We start from the raw sequence: 25,820 nt of genomic DNA, 5'->3' as shown, positions 1-25,820 counted from the left end.
ATCGGGGGCAAGCCCCCTCCCACATTGGATTTTCTGTGTTTTGTCTATTGGGCCAGCCAACCACCATCGATGTTCCATGCCGCGCCGCGCACTTGGGCACCGGCCTCGCTGCACAAAAACAATACCAGCTCACCCAGTTGCGGCGGGGTGACGAACTCCAGCGACGGCTGCTTCTCTGCCAGTAAATCATGTTGCGCCTGCTGCGGGTCGACGCCGTTGGCCGCGCGATCATCGATCTGCTTCTGCACCAGCGGCGTCAGCACCCAGCCGGGGCAGATCGCGTTGCAGGTCACGTTGCTGGTGGCGGTTTCCAGGCCGACTACCTTGGTCAGGCCGATCACGCCATGCTTGGCCGCGACGTAGGCGGCCTTGCCCACCGAACCCACCAGGCCATGCACCGAGGCGATATTGACGATGCGCCCCCAGCCCTTGGCCTTCATGCCCGGCAGGCTCAGGCGCGTGCTGTGGAACACCGACGACAGGTTGATCGCGATGATCGCATCCCAGCGCTCCACCGGAAACTCGTCCACCGCCGCCACATGCTGGATGCCGGCGTTGTTGACCAGAATATCCACACCGCCGAATTCGCGCTCGGCGTAGGCGAGCATGTCGGCGATCTGCGCCGGGTCGCTGACGTCCGCCGGGTGATGCCCGACCTTGCCGCCGAACGCCTGTACCTGGGCGATCACCGCGCTGGCGTCGCCGAAGCCGTTGAGGATCAGGTTGGCGCCGGCCTCGGCCAGGCTCAGCGCTATGCCCAGGCCGATACCACTGGTGGAGCCGGTGACCAGGGCGGTCTTGCCGTTCAAATTCGTCATGAAAACCTCACACAATGCCGGTGGCGTAGAAAGTACCGATCACCACGAACACCGCGAGGGTCTTGATGATCGTGATGCCGAAGATGTCCTTGTAGGCTTCGCGGTGGGTCAGCCCGGTGACCGCCAGCAAGGTGATCACCGCGCCGTTGTGGGGCAGGGTGTCCATGCCGCCGCTGGCCATGGCCGCGACCCGGTGCAGCACTTCAAGGGGAATATTCGCCGCATGGGCCGCCGCAATGAAACTCTCGGACATCGCCGCCAGGGCGATGCTCATGCCGCCGGACGCCGAGCCGGTGATACCGGCCAGCAGCGTCACGGTAATCGCTTCGTTGACCAGCGGGTTGGGGATGCCCTTGAGCCAGTCCGCCAGCACCAGAAAGCCCGGCAGCGAGGCGATCACCGCACCGAAGCCGTATTCCGAGGCGGTGTTCATCGCCGCCAGCAGCGCACCGCTGACCGCGCTCTTACTGCCTTCGGCGAGCTTGCTTTTGATCGCTGACCAGCCGAACACCAGCACCATCACGATGCCCACCAGCAACGCCGCCTGCACCGCCCAGATCGCGGTGAGTTTGGCGATTTCGGTGGTCACCGGCGCGCTCATGCCCGGCAGGCTGAGGCTGTGGGTCTTGCCGTACCACTGTGGGATCCAGTGAGTGAACAGCAGGTTCATCACGCCCACCAGGAGCAGCGGCGACAGCGCGATCCAGGGGTTGGGCAGGCTCAGGTTCTCGGCGGTTTCCGGCTCGTTGCGCAGTTCGGTGCCGTAGCCTTCACCGGCCCGTTGCGCCTTGTTGCGCTGGCGCGCCAGGTAGAGCATGCCGCTGCAGAACACGAAGATCGTGCCGATCAGCCCCAGCCACGGCGCAGCCCAGGCGGTGGTGTTGAAGAACGTGCTGGGGATGATGTTCTGGATCTGCGGCGTGCCGGGCAGCGCGTCCATGGTGAACGAGAACGCGCCGAGGGCGATGGTCGCCGGGATCAGGCGCTTGGGGATGTCGCTCTGGCGGAACATCTCCGCCGCGAACGGGTACACCGCAAACACCACCACGAACAGCGACACGCCGCCGTAGGTGAGCAGGGCGCAGACCAGCACGATCACCAGCATCACCTGGCGCGTGCCGAGCAAGCGGATTGCGGCCGCCACGATCGAGCGCGAGAAACCCGACAGCTCGATCAGCTTGCCGAACACGGCACCGAGCAGGAACACCGGAAAATACAGTTTGATGAAACCGACCATTTTCTCCATGAACACCCCGGTAAACGCCGGGGCGACCGCGGACGGGTCGGTGAGCAGGACAGCGCCGAGGGCGGCGATGGGGGCAAACAAGATGACGCTGTAGCCACGGTAGGCAGCCAGCATCAGCAGCGCGAGGGCTGCCAAGGCAATGATCACACTCATGGTGTGTCTCCATCAGATTGTTATTTTTGTGGGGTGATGCGTTGGAGGAGGGCTATAGCGAGATGCGTGCCATGTTCATAACCTATTGAAATACATAGATATTATTGTATCCATGAACAAGCTTTTCAGATCTGGTCTCAATTCAGAGACAAAAACACATCAAAGGTGGGAGGGGGCTTGCCCCCGATAGCGGTGGGTCTGTAAAGAATAGGCTGACTGAGGCACTGCCATCGGGGGCAAGCCCCCTCCCACAAGGATTGTCTTTGTTTTGAGAATTTTGTCTCTTTATTGAGATATGGCCAGGCCCAGCGCGACCATTTTCTTGTACAAGGTCGACCTGCCCAGCCCCAAGCGCTGGGCCGCGGCCACCACATTCCCGCCGCAGGCCTTGAGCGCCGCGGTGATCAGCTGCCGATCGAAGCGCTCCCGCGCCGCCGCGAACGTCTCGCCTTCGAGCGTTTCCATCGCCTCGTGCGCCACCGGGCTGAACGTGCCGATCGCGGCGCGAATCTCAGCCGCGCCCAACACCCGGTCATCGCTCAACAACGCCGCGCGTTCCAGCACGTTGCGCAGTTCGCGGATATTCCCCGGCCATGCATGCCGCGCCAACAACGCCAGGGCCTCGCGGTCCAGTTCGTGGTGGCTGCGCAGGTCTTCGAGGATCGCTTCGCTCAGCGCCGGAATATCTTCCAGGCGTTCGCGCAACGGTGGCACCTGGATCGGCAGCACATTCAGCCGGTAATACAGGTCGGCGCGAAACTCGCCGCGTTTGATCGCCGCTTCCAGGTCCATGGACGTGGCGGCGATCACCCGCACGTCGCTGTACCGCATCTCGTTGGAGCCGACCGGTTCGTATTCCTTCTCCTGCAACACCCGTAACAGCTTGCTTTGCAGCGGCAGGGGCATGTCGCCGATTTCATCGAGAAACAGCGTGCCGCCCTGGGCGATCTGCAACTTGCCGGGGCGGCCTTTGCGGTCGGCGCCGGTAAACGCGCCGGGCGCGGTGCCGAAGAACTCGGCTTCGAGCAGGTCATGGGGAATGGCCGCGCTGTTGATGCTGACAAATGCCTTGTGCGCCCGCGTCGAGGCGCCGTGGATCGCCTGGGCCAGCAACTCCTTGCCGGTGCCGGTTTCGCCGAGCAGCAACACCGGCGACTCGGCACTCGCACTGCGCCGTGCGCGGCGTTTGACTTCGAGACTGGTGGCGCTGGTGCCGATAAAGTGCGCAAAGGTGTACTTGCTCTGGCGTGAACGCAGCAGCGAGCGGGTGGACGCCAGTTCTTGCTGCATGCTCAGGTAACGCTCGATCAGCGGCGACAGGTTGCGCAGCTCATCGAACAGCGCAAAGCCGATGGCGCCGATCACCGCGCCGGCGTCGTTGTGGATCGGCAGGCGCATCACCACCAGCGGGCCTTTGGGCGTGTCCTGGATATCCAGCAGGATCGGCTGGTCGTTGCGCACCACCTGGCGCAACAGGCTGTTGGCGATGACCTGTTCGCAGGGTTGGCCGATGGCTTCGTCGGCGCTCTTGAGGCCGAAGCGCTTGGCGTAGCGCTCGTTCATCCACACGATGTTCGCGTCGCGGTCGACAATCACCGTGCCTTCGCTGGACTGCTCGATGATCTCGAACAGCGACTGGATGGCCAGGCCGCGAACCTGTTGGTAGTCCTTGAGGCTGGTACTCATGCGTGCAGAATCCTGTAGGAGCGAGCTTGCTCGCGAAAAACGTTAACGATGACGCGGCCTGCTGGTTGAACGCGGTGTCCTTGCGCTTTTCGCGAGCAAGCTCGCTCCTACAAGGGGATGTGTGCGGCGGCCAGCAGTTCCTGGGTGTACGGGTGTTGCGGCGATTCAAATACATCATGGCTGGCGCCGCGCTCCACCACCTTGCCGTCCTTGATCACGATCATGTCGTGGGCCATGGCGCGCACCACGGCAAGGTCATGGCTGATGAACAGGTAGGTCAGGCCGTACTTGTCCTGCAGCTCGCGCAGCAACGCCACCACTTGCTTCTGCACTGTGCGGTCGAGGGCCGAGGTGGGTTCGTCGAGCAGCATCAGCGCCGGCTTGAGCACCAGCGCGCGGGCGATGGCGATGCGCTGGCGCTGGCCACCGGAAAACTCGTGGGGGTAACGATACCGGCTGGCCGGGTCGAGGCCGACGTCCTTGAGCACCTGGATCACCTGCGCGTCACACTCGGCGAGGCTGCACGGTGCGTGGACTTCCAGGCCTTCGCTGATGATCTGCTGCACCGACATGCGCGGGCTGAGGCTGCCGTAAGGGTCCTGGAACACCACCTGCATCTGCTTGCGCCACGGGCGCATCTGTTTGTGGTTGAGCGCGTCGAGGGCGACGCCCTGGAAGCGGATGCTGCCGGTGGAGTCCAGCAGGCGCAGGATCGCCTGGCCCAGGGTGGATTTACCCGAGCCCGACTCGCCGACGATGCCCAGCGTCTTGCCGCGTTGCACGCTGAGGCTGATGCCGTCCACCGCGCGCAGGTAGGTCTTGCGCTGAAACAGGCCGCCGCCGAGGGGGAATTGCACGCTCAGGTCGTCGACCTGCAACACCGTTTCGCGCGTTTCGCCGCACAGCACCTCGCCCGCCGGTTCAGCGTCGAGCAGCAAGCGGCTGTAGGGGTGTTGTGGCGCGTTGAACAAGGTTTCGCAGTCGGCCTGTTCGACGATCTCGCCGGTATGCATCACACACACGCGCTGCGCCATGCTGCGTACCAGGTTGAGGTCGTGGCTGATCAGCAGCAGCGACATGCCCAGGCGTTGCTGCAAGGATTTGAGCAGCAACAGGATCTTGCGCTGCACGGTCACATCCAACGCGGTGGTGGGCTCGTCGGCGATCAGCAGTTCCGGCTCGCAGGCCAGGGCCATGGCGATCATCACGCGTTGGCGCTGGCCGCCGGAGAGTTGGTGCGGATAGGCCTTGAGCCGTTCCTGGGGGTTCTGGAGGCCGACCAGTTCGAGCAGTTCAATGATGCGCGCCTGTGCTGCTTTGCCGCCCATACCTTTGTGCAACAGCAAGGTTTCGCCGATCTGCTTTTCGATGCTGTGCAGCGGGTTGAGGGAGGTCATCGGCTCCTGGAAGATCATGGCGATGCGGTCGCCACGCAGCTTTTGCAGGGTGGCCGCCGGTGCGCCGATCAACTCTTGGCCGCGATAGCGCACGGAGCCGCTGGTTTGCGTGCCGGCTTCGGGCAGCAGTTGCAGAATCGAAAGGGCCGTCACCGACTTGCCCGAGCCCGACTCGCCGACCAGCGCCAGGCACTCGCCGGGGCGCACATCCAGGCTCAGGTTGCGCACCACGGTCTGGCCGCTGAAGGCGACGCAGAGGTCGCGGATCTCGATCAGGTTGTCGCTCATACAGACTCACTCATGCACGGGGGTCGAAGGCATCGCGCAACGCCTCGCCGATAAATACCAGCAGCGACAGAATCAGCGCCAAGGTGAAAAACGCCGTCAGGCCCAGCCATGGCGCTTGCAGGTTCTGCTTGCCCTGGGCGATCAACTCACCCAGCGACGCGCTGCCCGCCGGCATGCCGAAGCCGAGGAAATCCAGGGCGCTCAAGGTGGAAATTGCGCCGGTCAAAATAAACGGCAGGTAGCTCAGGGTGGCCGTCATGGCATTGGGCAGGATGTGTCGGCGCATGATCTTGGCGTCGCTCAAACCCAGGGCCCGCGCCGCCTTGACGTACTCCAGGTTGCGCCCGCGCAGGAACTCGGCGCGCACCACGTCCACCAGGGCCAGCCAGGAAAACAGCGCCATGATCCCCAGCAGCCACCAGAAGTTCGGTTCGACAAAGCCGGACAGGATGATCAGCAGGTACAGCACCGGCAACCCGGACCACACTTCCAGCACCCGCTGACCGATCAGGTCGACCCAGCCGCCGTAGTAACCCTGCAACGCGCCCGCGGCGATGCCGATGCTCGCACTGATCGCGGTGAGCGCCAGGGCAAACAGGATCGACACCCGCGCGCCGAAGATCACCCGCGCCACCACGTCGCGCGACTGGTCGTCGGTGCCCAGCCAGTTCACCGCCGAGGGCGGGCTGGGGGCAGGGCGGGTCAGTTCGTAGTTGGGCGTGTCGTCGCTGAACGGCACTGGCGGGAACAGCATCCAGCCGCCGTCCTGCTTGATCAGCTTCTGCACGTAGTCGCTGCGATAGTCGGCCTGGAACGGTAATTGCCCGCCGAACTGCTGCTCGGTGTAGCGCTTGAACACTGGAAAATACAGCTCGTTCTTGAAGCTCAACACCAAGGGCTTGTCATTGGCGATCAACTCGCCGCCCAGGGTCAGGATGAACAGGCCGATAAACAGCCACAGTGACCACCAGCCGCGGCGGTTCTTCTTGAACCGCTCGAAACGCCGACGGGCCACGGGAGATAGATTGAACATCAGGCGTTCCTCGCGGCGAAGTCGATACGCGGGTCCACCAGGGTGTAGCAGAGGTCGCCGATCAGTTTTATCAAGAGGCCGAACAGGGTGAAGATAAACAGCGAACCGAACACCACCGGGTAGTCGCGGGACACCGCGGCTTCGTAGCTCATGCGCCCGAGGCCGTCGAGGGAAAAGATCACCTCGATCAGCAGCGAGCCGGCAAAGAACACGCTGATAAACGCCTGGGGAATCCCCGAGATCACCAGCAGCATCGCATTGCGGAACACATGCCCGTACAGCACCTGCCGTTCGCTCAAGCCTTTGGCGCGGGCGGTAACCACGTATTGGCGCGTGATCTCATTGAGGAACGAGTTTTTCGTCAGGATGGTCAGGGTGGCGAACCCGCCGATCACCAGCGCCGTGACCGGCAAGACCAGGTGCCAGAAATAGTCGGCGACCTTGCCCACCGTGCTCAGTTCGTCGAAGTTTTCCGAGACCAGGCCGCGCACCGGGAACCAGTTCAGCGAGGTGCCGCCGGCGAACACCACGATCAGGAACATCGCAAACAGGAACGCCGGCATCGCATAGCCGATCACGATGGCGGTGCTGCTCCACACATCGAAGTTGCTGCCATGGCGCACCGCCTTGCGGATCCCCAGGGGGATCGACACCAGGTAGGTGATCAGCGTGGCCCACAGGCCGAGGGAGATGGTCACCGGCATCTTTTCCAGGATCAGGTCGGTGACGGTCGCGCCGCGAAAGAAGCTGTTGCCGAAGTCCAGCCGGGCGTAGCTCTTGAGCATCAGCCACAGGCGCTCCGGCGCCGGCTTGTCGAAGCCGTATTGTTTTTCGATGTCCTTGATCAGTTTCGGGTCCAGGCCACGGCTGGCCCGCGAGCCGCTGCCGAGGCCTTCGCCGGCGGAACCGCCGATGCCGCCGCCGCCGATCCCTTGCAGGTGGGCGATCGCCTGTTCCACCGGCCCGCCGGGCGCGGCCTGCACGATCACGAAATTGACCAGCAGGATGATCACCAGCGTCGGGATGATCAACAGCAGGCGCCGCACGATATAGGCAAACATCAGCGCATCCCTCCGCGTTTTTTAAGCTCCGCACTCATTTGTGCGTTCGTCAGTGGCGTGGGGCTGATTTCCCACCAGGTTTCCAGGGCTTCGTCATTCTTCGCCTCGATCGCCGGGCGGCCGAAGCGGTTCCACCACGCGGCGGACGTGCCGGGCGGGTAGTAATTGGGGATCCACAGGTAGTTCCATTGCAGCACCCGGTCCAGGGCGTGGGCGTAGGTGAGCATCTGCGCCTGGGTGTTGGCTTTCACCAGGCCCTTGATCAGGCTGTCGACGGCCGGGTCCTTGAGCACCATGTAGTTGTTGGCGCCCGGGTCGAACGCGGCGCTGGAGCCGAAGTAGTTGTACAGCTCCATCCCCGGCGAGGTGGTGACCGGGAAGCCGGTGACGATCATGTCGTAGTCCCGCGTCATCAGCCGGTTGACGTACTGCGAGGAGTCGATGCGGCGGATAATCAGGGTGATGCCGATCTGCGCCAGGTTGCGCTTGTACGGCAGCAACAGACGCTCGAGGCCGAGTTGGGCATAGAGGAAGGTGAACTCCAGCGGCTCGCCCTCGGCGTTGACCAGCTTGTCGCCGTTGGGGTTCCAGCCGGCTTCTTCCAGCAGGGCCAAGGCTTGCAGCTGCTTGTCGCGGATCATGCCGCTGCCGTCGGTGACCGGGGCTTTGAAGACCTGGCTGAACACCTCGTCGGGCACCTGGCCGCGCAGAGGTTCGAGGATCGCCAGCTCTTCCGGGGTCGGCAATTCGCTCGCGGCCAGCGGGCTATTGGAGAAGTAGCTCTGCTGGCGGATGTACAGGTTGCGCATCATCTGCCGGTTGGCCCATTCGAAATCCCACAGCATCGCCAGGGCCTGGCGCACGCGGCGGTCCTGGAACATCGGTTTCTGCACGTTGAACACATAGCCTTGGGCCGGTTGCGGCATCTCTTTGGCCAGGTGCGCGCGTTGCAGGCGCCCGTCGTCCAGTGCCGGGCCGTTGTAGCCGATGGAGTAACCGGTGGCGGAGAACTCGCGGTTGAAGTCATACGCGCCGCCACGCAGCACCTGGCGCGCCACTTCGGTGTCGCCGAAATATTCCAGGCTCAGGTGATTGAAGTTGTACAGACCGCGGCTGACCGGCAAGTCCTTGCCCCACCAGTCAGGGTTGCGGGTAAAGGTGATGGTGCTGCCCGCGTCGATCTTGCTGATTTTGTACGGGCCGCTGCCCAGCGGCGCTTCGTAGCCACCGCCGTTGGCGAAGTCGCGGGTTTTCCACCAGTGCTCGGGGAACACCGGCAGGGTGGCGATATCCAGTGCCAGGGTGCGGTTTTCATCGCTGGAAAAATCGAAGCGCACCTGGCGTTCGCCTTCGACTTCGACGTGTTTGACGTCGGCGAACAGCGTGCGAAAGCGCAGGCTGCCTTGGGTCATCAGCAAATCGAAGCTGTAGCGCACGTCTTCGGCGGTGATCGGTGTGCCATCGGCAAAACGGGCCTTGGGGTTGAGGTAGAAGCGCAGCGACAGGCCGTCGTCCGCGCGTTCCATCTTCTCGGCGACCAGGCCGTAGACCGTGTACGGCTCGTCCAGGGAGCGCAGGGCCAGGGGCGAGTAGAGCCAGCCGTCGATCTGGGACACGCCGATGCCTTTGTCGATATAGGGCAGCACATGGTCGAAGCGCCCGATCTCGATGGCCGAACGCCGCAGGCTGCCGCCCTTGGGCGCGTTGGGGTTGGCGTAGTCGAAATGGCTGAAGCCGGCGCCATATTTGGCCGGTTCGCCATACACGGTCAGGTAGGTTTGCGGGGCCGCGATCACAGCGGTGCTGGCCAGCAGCAGAGCCAGGGTGGAGCTGAATAGAGTCGAAAAAGCCAGTCGCATTATCTGCCTTGAGCGCCGGGTGAAGGAGAATAGGGATTTGTACGCTAACGGCCTGAGCATCGCCAGTCATCCCATGCACAACGGCCCACCAAAAGGCGGGCCGTTGTTTCAAGCATCAGCGTGGACTGAATCAGTCCTGACGGCTGGTGACTTCCAGCAGGTGATAACCGAACTGGGTTTTCACCGGGCCTTGCACGGTGTTGACCGGGGCGCTGAACACGACGGTGTCGAATTCTTTAACCATCTGGCCTGGACCGAACGAGCCCAGGTCGCCGCCTTGACGGCTGGATGGGCAGCTGGAATTGGCTTTGGCGACTTCTGCGAAATCGGCGCCGCCTTCGATCTGGGCCTTGAGTTCGTTGCACTTGTCTTCGGTGGCAACGAGGATGTGACGGGCGGTGGCTTTGGCCATGGGAATTAACTCCTTGAGTAAAAACGCTGAGCGTACCGGATTCGGGCGGTTATTTCCTGGCAAAGTTCCCCTGTCCGTGGCGGGCGTGCTTGATCTACGACAAGGGCAAAGCGCAGGCTGCAGCGCAAGATTGTCGCATTCATCTGTTTAGGAGCCGTGCTATGCAAGTGCTCGATCGACGCAAGGCCATGGCCATTCCCCCATTGTTTCGCCTGGCATTCCGCCCGTTTTTCCTCGGTGCCTGCCTGTTGGCGGTGCTGGTCATTCCTCTGTGGCTGTTCGCCCTGGGCGGCGCCACCGGTACTTGGCAACCGGCCGGCGGCTGGCTGGCCTGGCACCGGCATGAGCTGCTGTTCGGCTTTGGCGTGGCGATCATCGCCGGCTTTTTGCTGACCGCGGTGCAGACCTGGACCGGCCGCCCCGGCCTCAGCGGCGCGCCCCTGGCGTTGCTCGCCGGGTTATGGCTGGCGGCGCGCCTGGGTTGGTTGCTGAACCTGCCGTGGCCGCTGCTGGCGGTGCTGGAACTGAGTTTTCCGCTGGCGGTGGCCGGGGTGATGGGCTGGACGCTGTGGAAGGTCAGGCAAACCCGTAACTACCCGATTGTACTGGTGCTGGGCCTGCTCGCCGTGGCAGACGCGTTGGCGTTGTATGGGTTGCTGCGCCATGACGAGGGCGTGGAGCGCCAGGCGGTGCTCACAGGGTTGTGGCTGGTGGCGGCGATGATGGGGCTGATCGGCGGTCGGGTGATTCCATTCTTCACCCAACGTGGCCTGGGCCGGGTCGATGCGGTCAAGCCGTGGCCGTGGCTGGACCGTGTGTTGCTGGGCGGTTCGATCCTGGTGGCGTTGCTTTACGCCAGCGGGCTGGCGGTGTTCCCCAGCCGGTGGAGCGGCGTACTGTTCGCTGTGCTCGGCCTGGGCCACTTGCTGCGCCTGGCGCGCTGGCATGACCGTGGCCTGTGGCGCGTGCCGCTGCTGTGGTCGCTGCACCTGGCCTACGCATGGTTGGCCGTGGCCTGTCTGGGCATGGCGCTGTGGCATTTCGGTGCGCCGCTCAACCCGAGCCTGGCCGTGCATGCGCTGACGATCGGCGCCATGGCCGGGCTGATCCTGGCGATGGTGGCGCGGGTCAGCCTGGGCCATACCGGTCGGCCGTTGCAGCCGCCGGGGGGGATGACCCTGGCGTTCGCCCTGTTGAACCTGGCGGCTGTGTGCCGGGTGGCACTGGTGTTGATCTGGCCCGTGGCGGCCTTGTGGCTGGCGGGGCTGTGCTGGTCGGTCGGCCTGGGCTTGTACCTGTGGCGATATGGCCCGATGTTGTGGCGGGCGCGGGTCGACGGGCACCCCGGTTAGGAGCATTGCATGCTGTATTCGTGGTTGTTGATCGTGCATCTGCTGGCGGCGATCGCCTTTATCGGCACGCTGTTCTTTGAAGTGGTGATCTGGCACAGCGCCCGCGAGGAGCTGGCCTGGTCGGCGCGTTTCACCGCGGAACACGCGATCGCCCGGCGTTCGCGGCGGGTGCTGCATGGCGTGGTGGTGCTGCTGTATGGCGCGGGTATCGGCCTGGCCTGGCATTACCGCGGCCTGCCATGGAGCAGTCATTTCGGACTGTTCCTGAGCCTGAAAATCTTCCTCGCCCTGAGCATCATCGGGCACTACCTGCTGCTGGCCTACTGGCTGACCCGCGAGCGCCTGAGCCCCAAGCGTGCGCTGTGGATACGGCGCAGCATTCTCGCGCACATGGTGGTGATCGTGGTGCTGGCGAAGTCATTGTGGTGAGCCGCCTGCGGCGCCATGACGCGGCGGATTGTTGATCGCGGTCAAGGGCTAAAACCTGCGCAGTTCCCACACTGTGGCGAATTCTCTGGAGGTTCGTCCCATGCCCCTGTCCCTCGCGCAACTGCGCCGCAACTACACCCTCTACGGCCTGCGGGACGACGGCGAGCAAGACGATCCGCTGGTGTTGTTCGGCCAGTGGCTGAGCCAGGCGCGCAAGACCGAAGCGCCTCCCGCCGAGGCCAACAGCATGGCCCTGGCCACGGTCGACAGCGAAGGGTACGCCCATTGCCGCATCCTGCTGCTCAAGGGCTTCAGCGCCGAAGGTTTTGTGTTTTTTGGCAATTACCAGAGCGCCAAGGGCGAGGAACTGGCGAGCAACCCCCATGCCGCGATGACGTTTTTCTGGCCCGGCCTGGAGCGCCAGGTGCGTATTGAAGGTGCGGTCGAGCGCCTCGATCCGGCGCTGTCGGACGCCTATTTCCTCGACCGCCCGGCCGCCAGCCAACTCGGTGCCTGGGCCTCGCCGCAGAGTCAGCCGCTGACCCACCGCAGCGAGCTGGAAGGTTTGCTGCGTGAGGTCACCGAGCGGTTCGCCGGCCAGCAACCGCCACGGCCCGAGCACTGGGGCGGGTACTGCCTGCAACCGCGCCGCATCGAGTTCTGGCAAGGCCGCCCCGACCGCCTGCATGACCGCCTCGACTACCGCCTGCGAGACGGCGCCTGGCAGCGCACACGGCTGGCGCCCTGACGAGGTACCTCCTTCGAGGAATAGGCCCTGCGCCCGTTGCGGCGCAGGCTGAGCGCATCTTTTTACCTGCCTGGAGCCTTGATCATGGCCCATTTGACCCAACGCAGTTTTGTCTCCCTGAACATCGCCGTACTGACCATCAGCGACACCCGCACCTTTGACACCGATACCTCCGGGCAGACCCTGGTAGAGCGCCTTGAAGGTGCCGGCCATGTGCTGATCGACCGTGGCCTGGTGATGGACGATATCTACCAGATCCGCGCCCGTGTTTCGCAGTGGATCGCCGACCCTCAGGTGCAAGTGATCCTGATGACCGGCGGCACCGGCTTCACCGCTCGCGACAACACGCCGCAAGCGGTGTTGCCGCTGCTGGATAAACAAGTGGACGGGTTCGGCGAGCTGTTCCGCCAGGTGTCCCTGGCGGAAATCGGCATGTCCACCTTGCAGTCCCGTGCCCTGGCGGGCATGAGCAATGGCGTGCTGGTGTGCTGCATGCCCGGTTCGCCCGGCGCGTGCCGTACCGCCTGGGACCAGATTCTGCTCAGTCAATTGGACAGCCGCACCGGCCCGTGCAACTTCGTTGCGCACCTCAAGCCTCAGTTCGAACAAGCGCTCAGCGCCTGCGAGGCGCGGTCATGAACACCCGCGTGTGCGACAGCGGGCAATTGATGCCGGTGGACGAGGCGATCGAGCAACTGCTGGCGCAGGCGCCACCTGCGCCGCCCACCGAAGTCATCCCCCTCGGCCAGGCCGCGGGTCGGGTGATCGCCGAAGAATTGTTTTCACCTCTCGACCTGCCGTGCTGGGACAACAGCGCCATGGACGGCTACGCCCTGCGCGCCGCCGATGTGCCGGAGCAGGGCGGCTACTTGGTGCTGGCCGGGCGGATTGCTGCCGGGCACAGCAGCGATGAGCTTTTACAGGCCGGGCAGACAGTACGGATTTTCACCGGTGCGCCGCTGCCGCCCGGCGCCGACAGCGTGGTGCCCCAGGAGCGTTGCCGCGTCTACGGCCAGCGTATCTGGTGCCCGCCGCTGCGCCTGGGCGAACACGTGCGCAAGCGCGGTGAAGAAATGCAGCGCGGGCAGCGCCTGTTGCGTGTCGGCCAGCGCCTGCGCGCCCAGGAAGTCGGCCTGCTGGCGTCGGCCGGCATTCCGTGGGTCAAGGTTTATCGCCCCCTGCGCGTGTGCCTGCTGAGCAGCGGCGATGAACTGCGCGAGCCGGGCGAGTCGCTGGCGCCGGGGCAGATCTACAACAGCAACCGCCACCTGGTGACCGCGTTATTGCGCGGTTGGGGCGTGGAGGTGCTCGACTACGGGGTGATGGCCGACGCGTTGGCCGCCAGCCGCGACGCGTTGATCCTCGCGTCGTCCGAATGCGACCTGCTGCTGACCACCGGCGGCGTGTCGGTGGGCGAGGAGGATCATCTCAAACAAGCCATCCAGGAACTCGGTCGCGTGGATTTCTGGCGCCTGGCGATCCAGCCCGGCAAGCCCCTGGCGTTTGGCGAAGTGGCGGGCAAACCGTGGATCGGCCTGCCCGGCAACCCGTCTGCCGCGCTGATCACTGCGTTGGTGGTGGTGCGCCCGTTCCTGTTGCGCGCCCAGGGCGTCGAGCGCGTGTTGCCGGTGCCGGTCCAGGTGCCGGCCGGTTTTGAATGGCCTACCCCCAACAAGCGCCGCCAGTACCTGCGCGCGCGCTTGAGCCCCGGCGCGGATGGGCAATTGCGCGCCGTCCTGCACCCCCAGCAAAGCTCGGCGATGCTCACCGCCGCCTGCTGGGCCGATGGCCTGGTGATTGTCGAGCGCGAGCAACTGCTGCTCAAGGATGCACCGGTGCCTTTCTTGTCTTTCGCCGAGTTTCAATGAGGAGTCTCCATGCAACTGGTCTGCCCGGCAGGCAACCTGCCTGCGCTGAAAGCCGCGGTGCGCCAAGGCGCCGATGCGGTGTATGTCGGTTTTCGCGATGACACCAATGCCCGGCATTTCGCCGGGCTGAACATGGACGATAAGCAGTTCGACGCCGCCGTCGCCCATATCCGCCAGCACCAGCGCAAGCTGTATGTGGCGGTCAATACCTACCCGCAACCGAAGATCTGGTCACGCTGGCAACGCGCCGTCGACCGTGCGGCCGATCATGGCGTGGATGCGCTGATCGCCGGCGACCCGGGTGTGCTCGGCTATGCTGCCGCGCACCATCCGCAGATGGCGTTGCACTTGTCGGTGCAGGGCTCGGCCACCCATGCGGCGGCGCTGAAGTTCTACGTCGAACGTTATGGCATCCGCCGCGCGGTGCTGCCGCGGGTGCTGTCGCTGGCCCAGGTCAAACAGGTGGCGGCGAGCAGCGTGGTGCCGATCGAAGTGTTCGGCTTCGGCAGCCTGTGCATCATGGCCGAAGGGCGTTGCCACTTGTCGTCGTATATCACCGGTGAGTCGCCCAACCTGTGCGGCGTGTGCTCGCCGGCCAAGGCGGTGCGCTGGAGCGACGACGCCGATGGCCTCAGCGCGCGCCTCAGTGAAGTGCTGATCGACCGCTACACCCCGGAGGAACCGGCCGGCTACCCGACCTTGTGCAAAGGCCGCTTCCTGGTCGGCGGCAAGCGCTTCCATGCCCTCGAAGAACCGACCAGCCTCGACACCCTGGACCTGTTGCCCGAACTCAGCGCCATCGGCGTGGAGGCGGTGAAGATCGAAGGCCGGCAACGCAGCCCGGCCTATGTGGAACAAGTCACCCGAGTCTGGCGCGCCGCCCTCGACGCCCACCGCAGCGCCCCGGCCAATTTTGTGGTCAAGGACCAGTGGCGCCAGGTGCTGGCCGGACTTTCCGAAGGCAGCCAGACCACCCTGGGTGCTTACCATCGCGCATGGCAATGAGGAAACACAGATGAAGCTCAGCCTGGGACCGGTGCTGTTTTATTGGGATAAGGAACACTTGGGGCGCTTCTATTCAGACATGGCCGGCTTGCCCCTGGACGTGATTTACCTGGGGGAAACCGTGTGCTCCAAACGCCGCGCGTTTTCCCTGGATCAATGGTTGGGCCTGGGCCGCGAGTTGCAGTCGTGCAGCTCGGCGCAGATCGTGCTGTCGAGCCTGACCTTGATCGAAGCCGCCTCTGAACTGTCGAGCCTGCGCCGCCTGTGCGACAACGGCGAGGTGCTGGTCGAGGCCAACGACATGGGCGCGGTGCAGTTGCTGATCGAGCGCAAGTTGCCTTTTGTCGGCGGCCCGGCGCTCAACCTGTACAACGGCCACGCCCTGGCGCAATTGCTCGATGCGGGCATGCAGCGCTGGGTGCCGCCGGTGGAGTGCTCGCAAAGCCTGATCGCCGATGTGCTGGAACAGGTGCGCGAACTCGGCCGGCCGCTGCCCGAAGTGGAGATCTTCGCCTATGGGCATTTGCCCCTGGCGTACTCGGCCCGTTGCTTCACCGCCCGCGCGGAAAACCGGCCCAAGGACGATTGCCAGTTCTGTTGCATCAACTACCCCGACGGCATGGCCCTGACCAGCCAGGAAGGGCAACCGTTGTTCACCTTGAACGGGATTCAGACGATGTCGGCCGATGTCACCAACCTGCTCGCCGATTACCCCGGCCTGGTCGCGTGTGGCGCTGACCTGTTGCGCCTGAGCCCACGCGCCGAAGGGATGGTCGGCGTGGTCCAGGCGTTCGACCAGGTGCGCCAGGGCGCGATGCCGCCGTTGTGCGTCGACGGCTGCAACGGTTATTGGCATGGCCAGGCCGGCATGCTGCGGGTCGAGGAGGTGGGCCTGTGTTGAGTCGCAAACAATGGCTGCTCAAGGGCGCCGATCGCTTGTTGCCGCTGGTGCGCCACGTGCCGTTCCGGGTGCAGCGCCTGGCCTTGCAGCAAGGCCTCAACCGCTGCCTGGCCGAGCCGTTGCGCGACGGTGGCTTCGACCTGCTGCGCGGGCGCTGGATGTGCCTGCGCATCCCCGACCTTGGGCTGTGCTGGTACCTGACGCTGGCGCGGGATGGCTTGCGCATCGCTGAAAAAGCCGAGGCCCAGGTGACCATCAGTGGTAACTGGCGCGAGTTCTTGTTGCTGGCCAGTCGCCAGGAAGATCCGGACACCTTGTTCTTCCGGCGTCGCTTGGTGATTGAAGGCGACACGGAGTTGGGGCTGGGCTTGAAGAACCTGATCGACAGCCTGGACCCGGACGTATTGCCGGGCTGGTTGTGGCGCAACCTGGAGCGGGCCGGGCGCGGGCTGGCGGCCTGAGGCGAACGACCTATCCTTTCGCGCTGAACGGATAGGTCACGGCCCTGGGCTAAGGCGTCGGCACCAGAAACGCCGCCTCCAGCAACTGCCGGGTATAGGCATGCTGCGGGTTGGCGAAAATCGCCGGCGCGTCGCCCTGTTCCACCACCTGCCCATGCTTGACCACCATCAACTGGTGACTCAACGCTTTGACCACCGCCAGGTCATGGCTGATGAACAGATAGGTCAGGTTGTACTTGGCCTGCAAACCGCGCAGCAATTCCACCACTTGGCGCTGCACCGTGCGGTCGAGCGCCGAGGTCGGTTCGTCGAGCAGGATCAGGCGCGGCTTGAGCACGAGGGCGCGGGCAATGGCGATGCGTTGGCGCTGGCCGCCGGAGAACTCGTGGGGGTAGCGATGCCGCGACTGCGGGTCGAGGCCGACTTCCTTGAGCGCTGCGATGATCGCCGCTTCCTGCTCCGCCGGGCTGCCCATCTTGTGAATGCGCAGGCCTTCGCCGACGATCTCACTGACGCACATGCGCGGGCTGAGGCTGCCGAACGGGTCCTGGAACACCACCTGCATTTCCCGGCGCAACGGGCGCACCTGTTGCTGGCTCAGGCGGTCGAGTTGCTGGCCTTCGAAGCGAATCCCGCCTTTGCTCGCGATCAGGCGCAGGATCGCCAGGCCGAGGGTGGACTTGCCCGAGCCGCTTTCGCCGACGATGCCCAGGGTTTGCCCCTGGGGCAGGCTGAAGTTGATGCCGTCCACCGCCTTGACGTAATCGACGGTGTTGCGCAAAAAGCCTTTCTTGATCGCAAACCAGACTTTCAAGTCGTCCACTTCCAGCAACGGTGGCCCGACGGCGGTGGCGGCCGGCCCGCCGCTGGGTTCGGCGGCGAGCAGCTCCTGGGTGTAAGGGTGCTGCGGCGACTGGAACAAGGTTTCGCAATCGGCTTGCTCGACGATGCAACCCTGTTGCATCACGCACACACGGTGGGCAATGCGCCGCACCAGGTTCAAGTCGTGGCTGATCAGCAGCAGGGCCATGCCCAGGCGCGCCTGCAGTTCCTTGAGCAGCTCGAGGATCTTCAACTGCACCGTCACGTCGAGGGCGGTGGTCGGTTCGTCGGCAATCAACAGCTCCGGCTCGTTGGCCAGGGCCATGGCGATCATCACTCGTTGGCGCTGGCCGCCGGACAGTTCGTGGGGCAGCGCCTTGAGGCGTTTATGCGGCTCGGGAATGCCCACCAGTTCGAGCAACTCGAGGGTGCGCCGGGTCGCGACTTTGCCGGTCAGCCCTTTGTGCAGGCCGAGCACTTCGTTGATCTGCTTCTCGATGCAGTGCAGCGGGTTCAACGAGGTCATCGGCTCCTGGAAGATCATCGCAATGCGGTTGCCGCGAATATGCCGGATGGTTTTTTCGTTGAGGGTCAGCAGGTCCTGGCCGACGTATTCGATGGTGCCGGCGGGGTGCCGCGCCAAGGGGTAGGGCAGCAGGCGCAGGATCGAGTGGGCGGTCACCGATTTGCCGGAGCCGCTTTCGCCGACCAGCGCCAGGGTTTCGCCGCGCTTGATGTCGAAGCTGACGTGGTTCACCACGCGGTGGTGATGCTCGCCGGTGACGAACTCGACGCAGAGGTCGCGGACTTCGATCAGATTGTCCTGATTCATCTCATTTCCTCGGGTCGAAGGCATCGCGAGCGGACTCGCCGATAAACACCAGCAAACTCAACATGATCGCCAGCACGGCAAAGGCACTCATGCCCAGCCACGGCGCTTGCAGGTTGGATTTGCCCTGGGCCACCAGTTCCCCCAGCGACGGCGAACCCGCCGGCAGGCCGAAGCCGAGGAAGTCCAGGGCGGTCAGGGTGCCGATGGCGCCGGTGAGGATGAACGGCATGAAGGTCATGGTCGAGACCATGGCATTGGGCAGGATATGGCGGAACATGATCGCGCCGTTCTGCATGCCCAGCGCCCTGGCCGCACGCACGTATTCCAGGTTGCGCCCGCGCAGGAACTCGGCGCGGACCACGTCCACCAGGCTCATCCACGAGAACAGCAGCATGATCCCCAGCAGCCACCAGAAGTTGGGCTGCACGAAACTGGCGAGGATGATCAGCAGGTACAGCACCGGCAAGCCCGACCAGATCTCCAGGAAGCGTTGCCCGGCCAGGTCGACCCAGCCGCCATAGAAGCCCTGCAGGGCCCCGGCGATCACGCCGATGATCGAGCTGAGCACGGTCAGGGTCAGGGCAAACAGCACCGACACGCGAAAGCCATAGATCACCCGCGCCAAGACGTCGCGGCCCTGGTCATCGGTGCCCAGCAGGTTGACCGAAGACGGCGGCGCGGGGGCCGGCACCTTCAGGTCGTAGTTGATGCTCTGATAGCTGAACGGGATCGGCGCCCACAGCGTCCACGCGCCCTTGGCCTTGAGCAGCTCCTGGATATACGGGCTCTTGTAGTTGGCCTCCAGGGGGAACTCGCCGCCGAAGGTGGTTTCCGGGTAGCGTTTGAGCGCCGGGAAATACCAGTCGCCGTCGTAATGCACCACCAGCGGTTTGTCGTTGGCGATCAGCTCGGCGCCCAGGCTCAGGCCGAACAGGATCAGGAACAGCCACAGCGACCACCAGCCGCGTTTGTTTGCCTTGAACCGCTCGAACCGGCGGCGATTGAGGGGGGACAGATTCATCTCAATGCTCCCGGCTGGCGAAGTCGATACGCGGATCGACCAGGGTGTAGGTGAGGTCACCGATCAGTTTCACCACCAGCCCGAGCAGGGTGAAGATAAACAGCGTGCCGAACACCACCGGGTAGTCGCGGTTGATCGCGGCTTCAAAGCTCATCAGGCCGAGGCCGTCGAGGGAGAAGATCACTTCCACCAGCAGCGAGCCGGTGAAGAAGATCCCGATGAACGCCGAGGGGAAACCGGCGATCACCAGCAGCATGGCGTTGCGGAACACATGGCCGTAGAGCACGCGGTGGTTGGTCAGGCCCTTGGCCTTGGCGGTAACCACGTACTGTTTGTTGATCTCGTCGAGAAAGCTGTTTTTGGTCAGCAGCGTCATGGTCGCGAAGTTGCCGATCACCAGCGCGGTGATGGGCAAGGCCAGGTGCCAGAAGTAGTCGAGGATCTTGCCGCCCCAGCTCAGCTCATCGAAATTGTTGGAGGTCAGCCCGCGCAAGGGGAACCAGTCGAAGTAACTGCCGCCGGCAAACACCACGATCAGCAGGATCGCGAACAGGAACGCCGGGATCGCGTAGCCGACGATGATCGCCGAGCTGGTCCATACGTCGAAGTGGCTGCCGTGTCGCGTGGCCTTGGCGATCCCCAGCGGGATCGAGACCAGGTACATGATCAGCGTGCTCCACAGCCCGAGGGAGATCGACACCGGCATCTTTTCCTTGATCAGGTCGATGACCTTGGCGTCGCGAAAGAAGCTGTCGCCGAAATCCAGCCGGGCGTAGTTCTTGACCATGATCCACAAGCGTTCCGGTGCCGACTTGTCGAAACCGTACATGGTTTCGATTTCCTTGATCAGCGCCGGGTCCAGGCCTTGAGCGCCACGGTAGCTGGAGCCGGCCACCGCGACTTCGGCGCCGCCGCCGGCAATGCGGCTGGTGGCGCCTTCGAAGCCTTCGAGCTTGGCGATCATCTGCTCCACCGGGCCACCCGGGGCGGCCTGGATGATGACGAAGTTGATCAGCAGAATCCCGAACAACGTGGGGATGATCAGCAACAGGCGGCGAATGATATAGGCCAGCATTTAATCGCCTCCGCTCGCCGGGTCGGCGCTCGTTTCCAGGGTGGTGGCAGGTTTGACGTCGGGTTTGGCCCACCAGGTGGCGGTGCCGACGTCATAACGCGGTGGCACTTTGGGATGACCGAGATGGTCCCAGTACGCCACGCGGAAGGTCTTGATGTGCCAGTTGGGGATCACGTAGTAGCCAAATTGCAACACGCGATCCAGGGCCTTGGCATGGGCGATCAGGCTTTTGCGCGAGTCGGCGTCGATCAGTTCTTCGACCAGTTGGTCGACGGCCGGGTCCTTGAGGCCCATGTAGTTGCGGCTGCCGGGCTTGTCGGCACTGGAGGATTTCCAGAATTCGCGTTGTTCATTACCCGGCGAGGTGGACTGCGGGAAGCTGCCCACCAGCATGTCGAAATCCCGCGAGCGCAGGCGGTTGACGAATTGCGAGACGTCGACCCGGCGAATCACCAGGTCGATGCCCAGGTCTGCCAGGTTGCGCTTGAAGGGCAGCAGGATGCGTTCGAACTCGGTCTGCGCCAGCAAAAATTCAATGCTCACCGGTTTGCCGGCGGCGTCGACCATCTTGTCGTCGACGATGCGCCAGCCGGCTTCCTGCAACAGCTGGTAGGCCTCGCGCTGCTGGGTGCGGATCATGCCGCTGCCGTCGGTCTTGGACGGTTCGAAGGCCTGGGTGAAGACTTCGGCGGGGATCTTGTCGCGCAGCGGTTCGAGGATCGCCAGTTCGTCCGGGCCGGGCAGGCCGGTGGCGGCCATCTCCGAGTTCTCGAAGTAGCTGCGGGTGCGGGTGTAGGCGCCGTTGAACAGCTGCTTGTTGCTCCATTCGAAATCCAGCAACAGGCTGATGGCCTTGCGCACGCGCACGTCCTGGAACATCTGCTTGCGTGTGTTGAACACGAAACCCTGCATGCCGGTGGGGTTGCCGTTGGGGATCTCTTCCTTGACCAGGCGCCCGTCGGCCACCGCCGGAATGTTGTAGGCGTTGGCCCAGTTCTTCGCGCTGAACTCCAGCCAGTAGTCGAACTGCCCGGCCTTCAAGGCTTCCAGGGCTACCGTGTTGTCACGGTAATAGTCGGTGATGCGCTGATCGAAGTTGTAGAAACCTTGGGTGATCGGCAGGTCCTTGGCCCAGTAGTCCTTGACCCGCTCGTAGCGGATCATGCGCCCGGCCTTGACCTCGGCGACCTTGTACGGCCCGCTGCCCAGCGGGATTTCCAGGTTGCCCTTGGTGAAGTCGCGGGTGGCCCACCAATGCTTGGGCAATACCGGCAGTTGCCCGAGGATCAGCGGCAATTCGCGGTTGTTGGTGCGCTTGAACTTGAACAGCACTCGCAGCGGGTCTTCGGCGACCACTTCGTCGACGTCGGCGTAGTAAGTGCGGTAGAGCGGCGAACCTTCCTTCATCAGCATCTGGAAGGTGAACACCACGTCTTCGGCGTGGATCGGGTGGCCATCGTGGAAGCGTGCTTCGGGGCGCAGGTAGAAGCGCACCCAACTGTTGTCCGGGGCTTTTTCGATCTTGCCGGCCACCAGGCCGTATTCGGTGATGGGTTCGTCCAGGCTCTGCATGGCCAGGGTGTCGTAGATCAGGCTGATATTGTCCGCCGGCACGCCCTTGCTGATGTAGGGGTTGAGGCTGTCGAAACCGCCCATGCTCGACTCGCGAAAGGTGCCGCCTTTGGGCGCGTCGGGGTTGACGTAGTCGAAGTGCTTGAAGCTGGCGGGGTACTTGGGCGGCTCGTTGTAGAGGGTCAGCGCATGTTGCGGGGCGGCGTTGGCCGCCGTGCAGAGCAACAGACTGCCGAGCAGTGCTGTACGCAAAGACATCATTGGGCTTTCTCCGAAGCTTTCAGCCACCACGCGCTCAGGCCCAGGCTGTAGGGCGGCGTGGTGACAAAGGCGAACCGGTTGCGGTAGGCCAGGCGATGATAGTTGAGGTACCAGTTGGGAATGCTGTAATGCTGCCACAGCAGGACCCGGTCCAGGGCCCGGCCGGCGGCCAGTTGTTCGTCGCGGGTCTGTGCCGCCAGCAGTTGTTCGAGCAGGCGGTCGACCACCGGGTTGGCGATGCCGGCGTAGTTCTTGCTGCCCTTGATTGCCGCCTGGCTGGAGTGGAAGTACTGCCACTGCTCAAGGCCGGGGCTGAGGGTCTGGTTGAGGGTCATCAGGATCATGTCGAAATCGAACTGATCGAGGCGCTGTTTGTACTGCGCCCGGTCGACCGTGCGCAGGTGCGCGTCGATACCGATACTGTTCAGGTTTTCCACGTAGGGCTGCAAGATGCGCTCCAGGTTCGGGTTGACCAGCAGGATCTCGAAGCGCAGCGGCTGCCCGTCCTTGTTGAGCAGGCGCTGCCCGGACAGCTTCCAGCCGCCTTCGCCGAGCAGGGCCAGGGCACGGCGCAAGGTGTCGCGGGGGATGCCGTGCCCGTCGGTCTGGGGCAGGCTGAACGGTTGGGTATAGAGATTGGCCGGCAGTTGGTCGCGGTAGGGCGAGAGCATCAACCATTCATGGCCGACCGGGACGCCGGTCGCCGAGAATTCGCTGTTGGGGTAATAGCTCAAGGTGCGTTTATAGGCGTTGCTGAACAGGGTGCGGTTGGTCCATTCAAAGTCGAACATCAGCCCCAGGGCTTCACGCACCTTGGCCTGGCTGAACGTCGGGCGCCGCGTGTTCATGAACAGGCCCTGGCTTTGGGTCGGGATCTGGTGGGCGATCTGCGCCTTGATCACGTCGCCGCGGCTGACCGCCGGGAAGTCATAGCCATTCGCCCAGTTTTTGGCCTGATGCTCGATATAGATATCGAACTCGCCGGCCTTGAAGGCTTCGAAGGCGACGTCGCTGTCGCGGTAGAACTCCACTTCGACCTTGTCGTAGTTATAGAAACCCTGGTTGACCGGCAGGTCCTTGCCCCAATAATCCTTGACCCGCTCGAACACCAGTTGCCGGCCCGGGGTGACCTTGCTGAGGCGATAGGGCCCGCTGCCCAGCGGTGGTTCGAAGGTGGTGGCCTTGAAGTCGCGGTTTTTCCAGTAATGCTGGGGCAGCACTGGCAGTTCGCCCAGGCGCAGGATCAGCAACGGGTTGCCGGCGCGCTTGAACACAAAACGGATACGGTGGCGGTTGAGGACGTCGACCCGCGCGACTTCCTGCAGGTTGGTGCGGTACTGCGGATGACCTTCGGTCAGCAGGGTGCGATAGGAAAACGCCACGTCATACGCGGTGATCGGCTTGCCATCGTGAAAGCGCGCTTCCGGGCGCAGGTTGAACACCACCCAGCTGCGGTCCTCGCTGTACTCCACCGATTGGGCAATCAGCCCGTAGCTGGACGTCGGCTCATCGCCGGACGGCGCGTACTGGCCGGTGCCGACCATCAACGGTTCGTTCAGCTCATTGACGCCGTATTGCAGGAAGTTCGGTGTGGAAACCGGGCTCGAACCCTTGAAGGTATAAGGGTTGAGGGTGTCGAACGTGCCAAACGCCATGACCCGCAACGTCCCGCCTTTCGGCGCTGCAGGGTTTACCCAATCGAAGTGGGTGAATTTGGTCGGGTACTTGAGCGTGCCGAACTGCGCATAACCGTGGCTTTCGGTAATCGTCGCGTGCGCAGCAAAGCTCAAGGCCAGACTTATTAGTAGAAGGAGGGGACGCGTCAAGTCAGAGATCCGATCCAGGCAGCTTGGGCTTTATGATCGGTACAGTAACAGCTTGTTCCCGTTGGAAAAAGGCTGTTGGGAAGGGTGGCAGGAGGCTGGCGAGGTATTGAGCGGCGTAGAGATCAAATGTGGGAGTTGGCTTGCCTGCGATGGCATCACCCTGATGTAACTGATACACCTCGGTGTCTGCATCGCAGGCAAGCCAGCTCCCACAGGAGCGCGCTTGCCTGCGGTTTATCTTGGCCCGGAAACCACCAGCATCTGCCCAGGCTTGAGCGCCATGCCAGTGCGTGGGTTCCAGCGCTTGAGATGTTGCATCTCGACGTTGAAACGCTTGGCGACGATATACAGCGAGTCGCCTTTCTTGACCTTGTACTGCACCGGCTTCTTGCTGTCGGCCTTGGCCACCAGCTTGCGCGTGTCCTGCATCACCAGGGTCTGGCCGACCTTGAGTGCCTGGCCGTTGAGCTTGTTCCAGCGCTGCAGGTCATGCACGTCGACCTTGTTGGTCTTGGCGATCAGCGTCAGGTTGTCGCCGTTGCGCACTTTGTAGCTACGGCTGCGGCCGGCCACGGATTTGCTCTCGACTTCGTCGAAAACCGGCTTTTTAGGGCGTAATGCCAGCAATTCTTCAGGCTTCATCGCCGAAAGGCTGCTGGTCAGCAGTTGCGCCTTGGAGCTGGGCACCAGCAAATGCTGGGGACCGTCCAGGGTGGTGCGTTGCTTCAGGGCCGGGTTGAGCTGGAACAGTTCGTCTTCGTCGATCTCGGCCAGCGCGGCGACCCGTGACAGGTCCATGCTTTGCTTGACTTCAACCATTTTGAAGTACGGCGTGTTGGCAATCGGGTTCAGGTTGACGCCGTAGGCATCCGGGGCCAGCACCACCTGGGACAGCGCCAGGAACTTGGGCACGTAGTCCTTGGTTTCCTGGGGCAGGGGCAGGTTCCAGTAGTCGGTCGGCAGGCCGAGCTTTTCGTTGCGCTCGATCGCCCGGCTTACGGTGCCTTCGCCAGCGTTATACGCGGCCAGGGCCAGCAGCCAGTCGCCGTTGAACATGTCATGCAGACGTGTCAGATAGTCCAGGGCGGCGGTGGTGGACGCGGTGATATCGCGACGACCGTCGTAGGCGCGGGTCTGGCGCAGGTTGAAGTAACGCCCGGTGGAGGGAATGAACTGCCACAAGCCGACGGCATCGCTGCGCGAATAGGCCATTGGGTTGTAGGCACTTTCAATCACTGGCAGCAGCGCCAGCTCCAGGGGCATGTTGCGTTCTTCAAGGCGTTCGACGATGTAATGAATGTAGAGGCTGCCGCGTTCGCCGGCGTTCTCCAGGAAGGACGGGTTGCTGGCGAACCACAGGCGTTGTTGCTCGATACGCGGGTTGACGCCGAGACCGTCCTGCAATTGAAAGCCCCGACGCATGCGTTCCCAGACATCCTGGGGCGCTTCGGGGCTCGGCTTCTCTGAGAGCCAAATAGGTTTTTGCTTGATCTTGGCAGCAAGATTCGGTTTGGGTTGCACGGTGGATTGTGCAGCGAAATTTGTCGATTGGCAGCCCGCCAGAGTTGCGGAGACAGCCACCGCCACGGCTTGAGCCAGGCGGGTCAATGCGTCTGAATGATTGGATTTACGAGTAGATGACGACATTGGCTGGAAGTAAGTTCCGGGCAAAAATGTCGGGCGATTCTAGAAAG

At 63.5% G+C, this 25,820-nt stretch carries 22 protein-coding genes; 8 read left to right on the top strand and 14 right to left on the bottom strand.

Annotated features, from left to right (window positions below; genetic code table 11):
* Positions 1-44: 44 nt before the first annotated feature.
* From PverR02_RS18300 to PverR02_RS18265, 8 genes are all read right to left on the bottom strand, one after another.
* Positions 45-818 carry a 3-hydroxybutyrate dehydrogenase gene (locus PverR02_RS18300; RefSeq protein ID WP_017846642.1) on the bottom strand — a complete coding sequence of 258 codons (774 nt, stop codon included), beginning with the start codon at positions 816-818 and terminating at the stop codon, positions 45-47.
* Positions 819-825: 7 nt separating this feature from the next.
* Positions 826-2,217 carry a GntP family permease gene (locus tag PverR02_RS18295; RefSeq protein WP_079444094.1) on the bottom strand — a complete coding sequence of 464 codons (1,392 nt, stop codon included), beginning with the start codon at positions 2,215-2,217 and terminating at the stop codon, positions 826-828.
* A 285-nt stretch (positions 2,218-2,502) separates the two neighbouring features.
* The gene (locus tag PverR02_RS18290; RefSeq protein ID WP_079444093.1) at positions 2,503-3,903 is read right to left on the bottom strand and encodes a sigma-54 interaction domain-containing protein; all 1,401 of its coding nucleotides are present in this window, start codon (positions 3,901-3,903) and stop codon (positions 2,503-2,505) included.
* Positions 3,904-4,010: 107 nt separating this feature from the next.
* Positions 4,011-5,588, bottom strand: coding sequence for an ABC transporter ATP-binding protein (locus PverR02_RS18285; RefSeq protein ID WP_079444092.1), 1,578 nt, complete (start codon positions 5,586-5,588; stop codon positions 4,011-4,013).
* A gap of 10 nt (positions 5,589-5,598) precedes the next feature.
* Positions 5,599-6,621, bottom strand: coding sequence for an ABC transporter permease (locus PverR02_RS18280; RefSeq protein ID WP_017846638.1), 1,023 nt, complete (start codon positions 6,619-6,621; stop codon positions 5,599-5,601).
* The gene (locus tag PverR02_RS18275; protein WP_057005432.1) at positions 6,621-7,682 is read right to left on the bottom strand and encodes a microcin C ABC transporter permease YejB; all 1,062 of its coding nucleotides are present in this window, start codon (positions 7,680-7,682) and stop codon (positions 6,621-6,623) included. Before PverR02_RS18275 ends, PverR02_RS18280 begins: the two co-directional genes overlap by 1 nt.
* Positions 7,682-9,541 (bottom strand): extracellular solute-binding protein, encoded by a 1,860-nt coding sequence (locus tag PverR02_RS18270; protein WP_079444091.1) that lies wholly within the window; start codon positions 9,539-9,541, stop codon positions 7,682-7,684. The genes PverR02_RS18275 and PverR02_RS18270 overlap by 1 nt, the downstream gene beginning before the upstream one ends.
* Positions 9,542-9,671: 130 nt before the next feature.
* On the bottom strand, positions 9,672-9,953 hold the full coding sequence (locus tag PverR02_RS18265; RefSeq protein WP_003208024.1) for a peptidylprolyl isomerase: 282 nt from the start codon (positions 9,951-9,953) through the stop codon (positions 9,672-9,674).
* A 161-nt stretch (positions 9,954-10,114) separates the two neighbouring features.
* On the opposite strand from PverR02_RS18265, the gene PverR02_RS18260 reads away from it, so the two are divergent.
* The 8 genes from PverR02_RS18260 (at position 10,115) to ubiT (ending at position 16,717) form a co-directional block, all read left to right on the top strand.
* Entirely contained in the window at positions 10,115-11,305 is a 1,191-nt protein-coding gene (locus tag PverR02_RS18260) for an NnrS family protein (RefSeq protein WP_079444090.1), read from the top strand.
* Positions 11,306-11,314: 9 nt separating this feature from the next.
* Positions 11,315-11,734 (top strand): hypothetical protein, encoded by a 420-nt coding sequence (locus PverR02_RS18255; protein ID WP_079444089.1) that lies wholly within the window; start codon positions 11,315-11,317, stop codon positions 11,732-11,734.
* Positions 11,735-11,834: 100 nt separating this feature from the next.
* Positions 11,835-12,482 (top strand): pyridoxamine 5'-phosphate oxidase, encoded by a 648-nt coding sequence (gene pdxH / locus PverR02_RS18250; RefSeq protein ID WP_017846633.1) that lies wholly within the window; start codon positions 11,835-11,837, stop codon positions 12,480-12,482.
* 84 nt (positions 12,483-12,566) lie between these two features.
* Positions 12,567-13,121, top strand: a complete 555-nt coding sequence (gene moaB, locus PverR02_RS18245; RefSeq protein WP_046383123.1) for a molybdenum cofactor biosynthesis protein B — start codon at positions 12,567-12,569, stop codon at positions 13,119-13,121.
* The gene (locus tag PverR02_RS18240; RefSeq protein ID WP_046383124.1) at positions 13,118-14,350 is read left to right on the top strand and encodes a molybdopterin molybdotransferase MoeA; all 1,233 of its coding nucleotides are present in this window, start codon (positions 13,118-13,120) and stop codon (positions 14,348-14,350) included. The genes moaB and PverR02_RS18240 overlap by 4 nt, the downstream gene beginning before the upstream one ends.
* Before the next feature lie 9 nt (positions 14,351-14,359).
* On the top strand, positions 14,360-15,355 hold the full coding sequence (gene ubiU / locus PverR02_RS18235) for a ubiquinone anaerobic biosynthesis protein UbiU (RefSeq protein WP_017846630.1): 996 nt from the start codon (positions 14,360-14,362) through the stop codon (positions 15,353-15,355).
* A gap of 10 nt (positions 15,356-15,365) precedes the next feature.
* A complete protein-coding gene (locus tag PverR02_RS18230; protein ID WP_046383125.1) occupies positions 15,366-16,256 on the top strand; it encodes a U32 family peptidase in 891 nt (296 codons plus the stop codon).
* Positions 16,250-16,717 (top strand): ubiquinone anaerobic biosynthesis accessory factor UbiT, encoded by a 468-nt coding sequence (gene ubiT / locus PverR02_RS18225; protein ID WP_017846628.1) that lies wholly within the window; start codon positions 16,250-16,252, stop codon positions 16,715-16,717. Before PverR02_RS18230 ends, ubiT begins: the two co-directional genes overlap by 7 nt.
* Before the next feature lie 49 nt (positions 16,718-16,766).
* On the opposite strand, the gene PverR02_RS18220 is transcribed toward ubiT, so the two are convergent.
* The 6 genes from PverR02_RS18220 to PverR02_RS18195 form a co-directional block, all read right to left on the bottom strand.
* Positions 16,767-18,371: an ABC transporter ATP-binding protein gene (locus tag PverR02_RS18220; RefSeq protein ID WP_017846627.1), complete on the bottom strand. Its 1,605-nt coding sequence runs from the start codon at positions 18,369-18,371 to the stop codon at positions 16,767-16,769.
* A 1-nt stretch (position 18,372) separates the two neighbouring features.
* Positions 18,373-19,392, bottom strand: coding sequence for an ABC transporter permease (locus PverR02_RS18215; RefSeq protein ID WP_017846626.1), 1,020 nt, complete (start codon positions 19,390-19,392; stop codon positions 18,373-18,375).
* A gap of 1 nt (position 19,393) precedes the next feature.
* Positions 19,394-20,467 carry a microcin C ABC transporter permease YejB gene (locus PverR02_RS18210; RefSeq protein WP_017846625.1) on the bottom strand — a complete coding sequence of 358 codons (1,074 nt, stop codon included), beginning with the start codon at positions 20,465-20,467 and terminating at the stop codon, positions 19,394-19,396.
* On the bottom strand, positions 20,468-22,300 hold the full coding sequence (locus tag PverR02_RS18205) for an extracellular solute-binding protein (RefSeq protein ID WP_079444088.1): 1,833 nt from the start codon (positions 22,298-22,300) through the stop codon (positions 20,468-20,470).
* Positions 22,297-24,126, bottom strand: coding sequence for an extracellular solute-binding protein (locus PverR02_RS18200; protein ID WP_079444087.1), 1,830 nt, complete (start codon positions 24,124-24,126; stop codon positions 22,297-22,299). Before PverR02_RS18200 ends, PverR02_RS18205 begins: the two co-directional genes overlap by 4 nt.
* Positions 24,127-24,360: 234 nt before the next feature.
* Positions 24,361-25,773, bottom strand: a complete 1,413-nt coding sequence (locus PverR02_RS18195; RefSeq protein ID WP_079444086.1) for a lytic transglycosylase domain-containing protein — start codon at positions 25,771-25,773, stop codon at positions 24,361-24,363.
* Positions 25,774-25,820 lie beyond the last annotated feature (47 nt).

This window comes from Pseudomonas veronii (assembly GCF_002028325.1).
Taxonomy (GTDB): Bacteria; Pseudomonadota; Gammaproteobacteria; order Pseudomonadales; family Pseudomonadaceae; genus Aquipseudomonas; species Aquipseudomonas veronii.
The sequence above is the reverse complement of the archived record's forward strand: the minus strand, read 5'-3'. Positions and strand labels throughout refer to the sequence as shown.